The organism is Mycobacterium sp. TH-M11, from assembly GCF_057473725.1.
This window is the reverse complement of sequence record NZ_JBYCLD010000458.1, coordinates 1-7,468: the sequence shown is the minus strand read 5'-3', so window position 1 is coordinate 7,468 and position 7,468 is coordinate 1. Positions and strand designations below refer to the sequence as shown.

Sequence of the window (7,468 nt, the reverse complement as noted above, 5' to 3'; positions counted from 1 at the left end):
ACCTCGTTGAAGTCCGACCCACCGGTGATCTGACGCAGCGGCCGCACCTCGACCTCCGGGGCGTTCATGTCCACGATCACCGTGGTGATGCCGGCGTGCTTGGGCGCGTCGGGGTCGGTGCGCACGGTGGCCAGGCCGCGTGCGCAGTAGTGCGCCCCGCTGGTCCACACCTTCTGCCCGTTGATCTTCCAGCCGCCGTCCACCCGGGTGGCCTTGGTCCTGATCGACGCGGCGTCGGATCCGGCTTCGGGCTCGGAGAACAGCTGGCACCAGATCTCGTCCTTGCGCAACGCTTTTTCGACGAATCGTTCAATCTGCCAAGGTGTCCCGTGCTGGACCAGCGTCAGGATCACCCACGCGGTGATGCCGTAGTCGGTCCGCTTGATACCCGCAGCGCGGAATTCCTCTTCGATGACCAACTGCTCCACCGCATCTGCGGCCAGTCCCCACGGCTTGGGCCAGTGCGGCATCACGTAGCCGGTTTCGATCAGCTTCTCGCGCTGCGCCTGCTTTTCCAGCCCGGCGAACTCGGCGACGTCGGCGCGGATCCGACTCCGCATCTGCTCGGCCTCGGGCGGCAGATCCAGGCTGTTCTCCCGGGTGACGCCGGCGGCGGTGCGCTCGAACACGTCATCGGCGGGCGCGTCACCACCGAACAACGCGGTGGTCACCAGCGCGCGGCGCAGGTGCAGATGCGCGTCGTGTTCCCAGGTGAACCCGATACCACCGTGCACTTGAATGTTGAGTTCCGCGTTGCGCGCGTACGCCGGAAACGCCAGTGTTGCAGCCGAAGCGGCCGCGAGCTGGAACTGTGCTTCGTCTTCGGATGCGGCCCGCGACGCGTCCCACACCGCGGCGATACCCGACTCCGAGGCGACCAGCATATTGGCACAGTGGTGCTTGATCGCCTGGAAGGTGGCGATGGTGCGGCCGAACTGCTGACGCACCTTGGCGTACTCGACCGCGGAGTCGACGCAGTCGGCCGCTCCCCCGACCGCCTCGGCCGCCAGCAGCGTCCGGGCGCGCGCCAACGCGGAGTCGTGCGCGCCGCGCAGAATGTCGTCGTCGCCGACGCGGACCTTCTCCAACCGGACACGTCCAGAGCGCCGGGTCGGGTCCAGGTTCTCGGGCACCTCGACCGAGACGCCGTCGCGGTGGCGTTCGAGCAGCAGCACGTCGTCCCCGGCCGCGATCAGCAGCAGGTCGCCCAGTCCGGCGCCCAGCACGACGCCGGCGTCGCCGTCGGCGACGCCGTTGCTGACGCTGACGCTGCCGCCAAGACCGATGCCCGCTGTGGTCGTTCCGTCGATCAGTCCCGGCAGCAGTCGCGACTTTTGTTGCCCAGAGCCATCTTTGGCGATTACCGCCGACGTGATGACGGTCGGCACGAAAGGCCCGGGTGCAACCGCGCGACCCAGTTCTTCGATGACGACGACGAGCTCGGGCAACCCGTACCCCGAGCCGCCGTGTTCTTCGTCGATGTGCAGACCGAGCCAGCCGAGTTCGACGAGGGCCCGCCAGAACGGCGGCAACCCCTCCTCGGGCGCGTCCAGCAGCGCACGAGCCGCGGCGCGGGCCTTTTGCGACGTGAGGAACCCGCGGGCCACCTCGGCGAGTTCGCGATGGTCGTCGGTCAGTGCGATACCCATTGCAGGGCCTTCCTCTTGGACGCCGTTGGCCGGTCGGGAACCTCACGCCGGTCGGGAAAGAGTGTACTTAACTCCCAACCGGGTGGTCGGTCGGCCTGATGACCGCGCCGACCGTGACGCTGGCTTCACACTGGGCGCCTGACGCGCGTCACTTGGGCGCGAACCGCTGACCGGCGTCCAGCCGCAGGCACTGACCGTTGAGCATCGGGTTGTCCACAATCGCCGCGACCAGTTTGGCGTACTCCTCCGGGCGGCCCAGCCGCTTCGGGAACGCCGCGTCCTTGGTCAGTGCGGCGGCGTATTCGTCGGGGATGCCCTTGGTCAGACCCGTCGCGAACAGGCTCGGCGCGATCGCCAGCACCCGGATGCCCAGCGAGCCGAGGTCACGCGCCATGGTCAGGCACATGCCGGCGATGCCGGCTTTGGCGGCGGTGTACGCGACCTGCCCGATCTGGCCTTCGAACGCCGCGATCGATGCGGTGTTGATGATGACGCCGCGCTCCTCGTCTTCGGGTTCGTTCTGGCTCATGTAGCTCGCGGCCAGCCGGCTGACGTTGAACGACGCGATCAGGTTCAGATCAATGACGGACCGGAAGGACTCGAGATCGTGCGGACCGGACTTCGACATCGTGCGCTTGGCAATGCCGCCGCCGGCCGTGGTCACCGTGACGTGCAGGCCGCCGAGCCTTTCGACCGCGGTCTTGAGGGTTTCCTCGGTGGCGGCGAAGTCGGTGACGTCGACCGGGTAGAAGTCTCCGCCGATGCCGGCCGCGACCTGCTTGCCGTCCGAGCCCTCGCGGTCGAACACCGCGACGCTGGCCCCACGGGCGTGCAGCAACTCAGCGCTGGCGCGACCCATGCCCGAGGCCCCGCCGATCACAATGACTTTTTTGCCGTTGATTTCCATCGCTACCTCCTTGTACGGGCCGACCGGCCTCAGCATTAGCTGCACGTTATCGCGAGGGGACGTGACGGTTTCGGCCAGGTGTGTAAAGGTGGGCGGTCCCATTGATCGGCTCGCGACCGCCTCGTTTGAACCCGGGCGGCTTGGCGCCGCGACGGGCCCCGAGCGGGCGGATCGCCGAGTAGCTAAGCAGCGACGTCAGCAGCCTTCGCCGAGCCAGCGGGCGATCTCGGTCGCGGCCTCCCCGTAGAACACCCGGTAGACCTGCTCGGCGACGTAGCCGATATGCGGGGTGGCGACGACATTGTCGAGCGACCGCAGCGGATGATCTGCCGGCAGCGGCTCGAGGTCGAACACGTCGAGCCCGGCCCCGGCGATGCGCCTCGACCGCAAAGCGTTGACGAAAGCCGACTCGTCGACAATCGGGCCGCGAGAGGTGTTGACTAGCAACGCCGTTGGTTTCATCAGCGCCAATTCGGCCGCGCCGACCAAACCTCGGGACCGCTCCGAGAGCACCAGGTGAATGGTCAAAACATCGGCGCCAGAGAACAACTCGCTCTTCGGCACGTATGTGGCGCCGGCTTGCCGGGCGGCCTCGGGAGTCAGGTTGGAACTCCACGCGATGACGTCCATCCCGAATGCCTTGCCGACCTTCGCAACTCGGCTGCCGATCCGCCCCAGGCCCAGCACGCCCAGCGTGGAGCCTGCGAGTTGCCGGCCGACGGAGGTCTGCCAGCCGCCCTCGCGCACCGACACCGCTTCGTCGACAACCCGGCGGGCGGTCGCCAGAATCAGCGCCCAGGTGAGTTCGACCGTCGACTCCACGTAGCCGCCGGTGCCGCTGACGTGAATGCCGCGTTCCGTCGCGGCCACCACGTCGATCGAGGCGTTGAACGGGCCGGTGGACGCGATCATTTTCAGCCGAGGCAGCCGCGCGATGACATCGCGCGGCAGTGGTGTGCGTTCACGCATCACGCACACCACGTCGAATGGCTCGAGTCGCGCGACCACAGCGTCCGGATCGGCGAGATGATCGTTGAACACCGTGATCGCGGCGCGATTGGCCACCTGCGACCAGTCGGCCATCGTCAGCGCGACGTCCTGGTAATCGTCGAGGATCGCGACCCGCATCCTGCCAATCTCGCACACCGCGTTTAGCCGCTGAACCGGCTGGGTACAAGCTCGACGCGAAGCAGCAGTGTCCAGCGAAGGGAGCTGAAGCGCATGGGAGCCCACGAAAAAGTGAGCAACAAGATCGACGACATCGCCGGTAAGGCCAAAGAGGCCTTGGGCAAGGTCACCGACGACCACAGCACCGAAGCTGAAGGCAAGTTCGATCAGGCCAAGTCCAGCGTCAAGGACGCCGTGGAAGACGTAAAGGACGCCTTCAAGCACTGACAGCAAACGTGAACAATGGACGGCCACCGGTGTACTCGACCCCGGTGGCCTTCCGCTTTCCGGGGGTTGTCTAAACCGTATCCGGGAAGCCCCCCGCACGGCGGGGAAGCCTTGTCGCCATGCATCTGATCACTGGCGTCCGCGACCCGGCGACAAGCTTTCCACTCGCTTTCGGCTGGGCTTGGGCCGACGCCGTCGAGCGACTCGACGCCGACGTGCGCGGCAGGCCGGCACTTGCGTGCGGGTGCGGATCTGCCAGATGCGCTCAGCGGGAGCCAGCCGACTCTGCAGGGGTCCACCGCTTCGCTGTACGACGAGACGGCCCGTCTGTTCGCTGCCCGCACACCGATCGTCGCCGCCATGGTGGCCGGTCCGCGGACCCGTTTCGTGGCGACCGCGCCGCTGACCGTGGTCTCGATCCGTCAGTCGTTGCGCGGCAGCAAGCGCGGACTTCATCGAAGGAGTGTCGGCCTGAGCGACGGCACCGGATCGTGATGGTGCGACGTAGGGGCTAGCGTCTCTCGCTGTCGACGTTGACCGCGACGTAACCGATCGGGATACCGGTCCACGTGGCGATGCATTCGCGCGCCGCCGGCTCGACCGCGACGCGACAGTGAGCGCGGGTGGTCCGGCCGATCTCGGGAATTCGGATCATCCACCCGTCGGCGTCGCGAGTGATTTCGATGTCGAAGCACTGACCGACCGTCGGGCACTTGACCCGGGAAGCGAATCGCTGGGCGCTGCGCACCTGACGTGGGCGCACCAGCACGGGCTGAATGGGCATGGCCGCTTTCCTGAGTTGAGGACAAACCGCGGGCCAGCGTATTGCGAATTCAAGCGAAAACCTAATCGGCGACCGACATCCACCCGTCGATCTTGAAAAAACAGCCTTGAGCAGCGTTTTCATCCCGCATTCACGGCTCCGCGATCGCGCCGTCCCGGTGCCGTTTTCCACATACCCCACGCACCCGGGATGAAAGCCGCCGCCGCCGGCGTTACAACTAGTTGAGTTTGACCAGCGCGACTTGGGGATATCAAGATGACCAACGGCATCGGCGCCGAAGTCCGCGCTGCGGTGGAGTCTTCCGCCACTTACGCTGCAAAAAAGCGATCCGCTTTACCGAAAGGCCTCACCGTGCAAGAGTCGACCCGCCCCGGCAAATCGCCTTTGGCATGGTGCGCGCAGACGATGACCAAGCTCCTGCAGGGGGCGGCGGTGATGACAATGCTGTGCGCAGCGGCGGTCACGACCCCGGCGATCAGCAAGGCGGCCGCCGATGGACAGTGCCCCGACGTGGAGGTGATCTTTGCGCGCGGCACACTGGAGCCGCCCGGGCCCGGAACGGTCGGGCAGCAATTCTCCGACGCTCTCGCCTCCCGTATCAAGGGCCGCTCGATGGATGTGTATCCGGTGAATTACCCTGCCTCGCTGAACTTTTCGCAGGCCGCTGACGGCGTCGCCGATGCCGCCAACAAGGTCATGGACACCGTCAACACCTGCCCGGCCACCAAGATCGTGCTCGGCGGCTACTCACAGGGCGCCGCCATCGCCGCCTACATCACCTCGGACAACGTCCCGCCGGGCTACGCGCTCCCCACCGGCATCAGCGGACCGCTGCCGCCCAATGTCGCCCCGCACGTTGCCGCAGTCACACTGTTTGGCAAGCCCTCCGACGGGTTTCTGAACCTGGTCGACCGCGACGCCCCGCCGATCACCATCGGCTCGGCCTACGTGAACAAGACACTCGATCTCTGCACTCCCCAGGATCCGGTGTGCTCGTCGGGCCAAGGATTCAGCCGCGCCGCGCACAGCGCCTACAAGACCAACGGCATGACAGATCAGGCGGCCGACTACGCCGCCAGCAAGCTCGGTCGCTAACCCCGTCCACCTTCGGCGGATATTGCGCCAGACGGGCCGGCGAGGGCCTTCCCGGCCGCACGTCAGAGACCTACGCTTGATGTCATGAGACGAATCGTGTTGCGCGCAGTTCTACTGCTGGGAGCGTGGGCGAGCGGGCTGCTGGTGGCGGCGCAGGTCGTGCCCGGAGTTTCGTTGTCGGTGTCGGGATTTATCGTCGCCGTGCTGACCTTCTCGGCAGCGCAAGCCGTGCTGTCCTTGTCGCTCTTGAAGTTGCCGCACGAGTATGCGTCGTTGCTGATGGGCGGCACCGGCCTGGCCCTGACTGTTTTTGCCCTGGTTCTCGCCACGGCAGAAACGCACGGGTTCACCATTCGCGGCATGGCGTCCTGGTTGGCCACGACGCTGGTGGTGTGGCTGGTTACGACGATCGGGGCGATTTCGTTGCCCGAATTGTTGGGCCCTGAGCAAGTCGGCTCGACCTGAACCAAGACCAGTCGGGAAAACTATCCCCGCTGCGGGTCTTTTCGGGTCACATCCACCCCCGTTGCATCGAGTGTGCATCCTGGGCGTCGACCGTGCATCGTGGGCGGGAAAATCGCGGAAAGTCCGGCCCCTATTCGCACTCGACGCCCAGGATGCACACTCGACGCCACCAGCGCACACTCGACGGGGGGCAGACGCAAAGCGGCGGGTGGCCTGCCGACAAAACAGCCTGACAAAAGTCATTTCGGTAGGTCTGCCGAGTGAGTAGCATCTTTTGTATCTCGTCCGACGACGGAGGGAGATGAGATGGGCGACACTCATCACGATCCGACCGATCATTCGCGGACTACGCAACCACATGCCGGCCTAGCGATGAAGGACAACTTCTACTGGCCCGGGCTGATCCTGCTGGCGGTCTCTGTGTTCGGGATGATCAGCACGGTGGTGGCCGCGTCGTATCGCCACTACGAGTGGATCAATACCACGGTGCTCATCGCGGCGCTCGGCGCGATTGCCGGAGCATTGTGGTTGGTGGTAGAGCACCGCCGGGTGGCTGGCATCGAAAAGCGTTGGCACACAGCACAGCACGAAGGACTGTTGCGCTAGCAGGGGAGCTCGGAAGCACGCTTGCCGAGCCGCCGCGCAGCGCTCTGTCCGCGTAAGCGACGATCGCCTCCGATTTCTGTTTTGGCGGTGTTACTCAGAACTGGTTACGGACTGCTACGGACCTGTGGATCGAGGGTATGACGGGGGTCGCTCGTGTTTCGACTCATTACGGACCCAGCAGCGCCAGCGGGACCACGCCGATGAACTGCTCGCAGTGCACCATGATCGCTCTCGCAGATAGCGTCCCGACGGATCGCCCGAGCGATGCGAGTGCACGACGCAGTCGATCCGGTGTGCGCTTGCCGGTGCCGAGGTCCGGAATGTCGATGTCGACGATCTGCGTGAGGTAGTCGCCAAGCCAGCCCCGGCCGGTTCGCTCCGATTGGTCGAGCAACGCCGGCCACCCGCCGATGACGATCCGCTCCATGAGGCCCGCGACCGTCATCGCGGTTCGCTTTGCTTTTTGGTCCGCGCCCCGTAACAAAGCTGCCAGGGATGCCTCACCCGTCGAATGGCCGGACTCAAAGAGGCTCATCGGCCGCATCCTGAGCGTGCCGATCCGACCCG

At 65.8% G+C, this 7,468-nt stretch carries 9 protein-coding genes and 1 pseudogene; 5 read left to right on the top strand and 5 right to left on the bottom strand.

The annotated features are described in order from the left end of the window. The 3 genes from AC2VOG_RS17815 to AC2VOG_RS17805 all read right to left on the bottom strand — a co-directional run. The coding region (locus AC2VOG_RS17815) for an acyl-CoA dehydrogenase family protein (protein WP_486941169.1) at positions 1–1,649 on the bottom strand (1,649 nt) is incomplete at its 3' end. 148 nt (positions 1,650–1,797) lie between these two features. After that, a complete protein-coding gene (locus AC2VOG_RS17810; RefSeq protein WP_486941172.1) occupies positions 1,798–2,556 on the bottom strand; it encodes an SDR family NAD(P)-dependent oxidoreductase in 759 nt (252 codons plus the stop codon). 195 nt (positions 2,557–2,751) lie between these two features. After that, positions 2,752–3,684, bottom strand: a complete 933-nt coding sequence (locus AC2VOG_RS17805; protein ID WP_486941168.1) for a D-2-hydroxyacid dehydrogenase family protein — start codon at positions 3,682–3,684, stop codon at positions 2,752–2,754. 93 nt (positions 3,685–3,777) lie between these two features. On the opposite strand from AC2VOG_RS17805, the gene AC2VOG_RS17800 reads away from it, so the two are divergent. Together AC2VOG_RS17800 and AC2VOG_RS17795 are read left to right on the top strand one after the other, a co-directional pair. Further along, positions 3,778–3,951 carry a CsbD family protein gene (locus tag AC2VOG_RS17800; RefSeq protein WP_486941167.1) on the top strand — a complete coding sequence of 58 codons (174 nt, stop codon included), beginning with the start codon at positions 3,778–3,780 and terminating at the stop codon, positions 3,949–3,951. A 234-nt stretch (positions 3,952–4,185) separates the two neighbouring features. Further along, on the top strand, positions 4,186–4,446 hold the full coding sequence (locus AC2VOG_RS17795; protein WP_486941166.1) for a hypothetical protein: 261 nt from the start codon (positions 4,186–4,188) through the stop codon (positions 4,444–4,446). Between the two features lie 16 nt (positions 4,447–4,462). Here the strand turns inward: AC2VOG_RS17795 and AC2VOG_RS17790 are convergent, their stop codons facing one another. Further along, on the bottom strand, positions 4,463–4,606 hold the full coding sequence (locus AC2VOG_RS17790) for a long chain fatty acid-CoA synthetase Faa4p (protein WP_486941171.1): 144 nt from the start codon (positions 4,604–4,606) through the stop codon (positions 4,463–4,465). A gap of 564 nt (positions 4,607–5,170) precedes the next feature. Here AC2VOG_RS17790 and AC2VOG_RS17785 point away from each other — a divergent pair. From AC2VOG_RS17785 to usfY, 3 genes are all read left to right on the top strand, one after another. Further along, positions 5,171–5,830, top strand: a complete 660-nt coding sequence (locus AC2VOG_RS17785) for a cutinase family protein (RefSeq protein ID WP_486941170.1) — start codon at positions 5,171–5,173, stop codon at positions 5,828–5,830. 84 nt (positions 5,831–5,914) lie between these two features. Next, positions 5,915–6,295, top strand: coding sequence for a hypothetical protein (locus tag AC2VOG_RS17780; protein ID WP_486941165.1), 381 nt, complete (start codon positions 5,915–5,917; stop codon positions 6,293–6,295). Positions 6,296–6,601: 306 nt separating this feature from the next. Beyond that, complete coding sequence (gene usfY, locus AC2VOG_RS17775) at positions 6,602–6,901, top strand: protein UsfY (RefSeq protein ID WP_486941164.1); 300 nt, start codon at positions 6,602–6,604, stop codon at positions 6,899–6,901. 166 nt (positions 6,902–7,067) lie between these two features. On the opposite strand, the pseudogene AC2VOG_RS17770 reads toward usfY, so the two are convergent. Further along, positions 7,068–7,468, bottom strand: a pseudogene (locus AC2VOG_RS17770) (hypothetical protein); the annotation flags it as partial.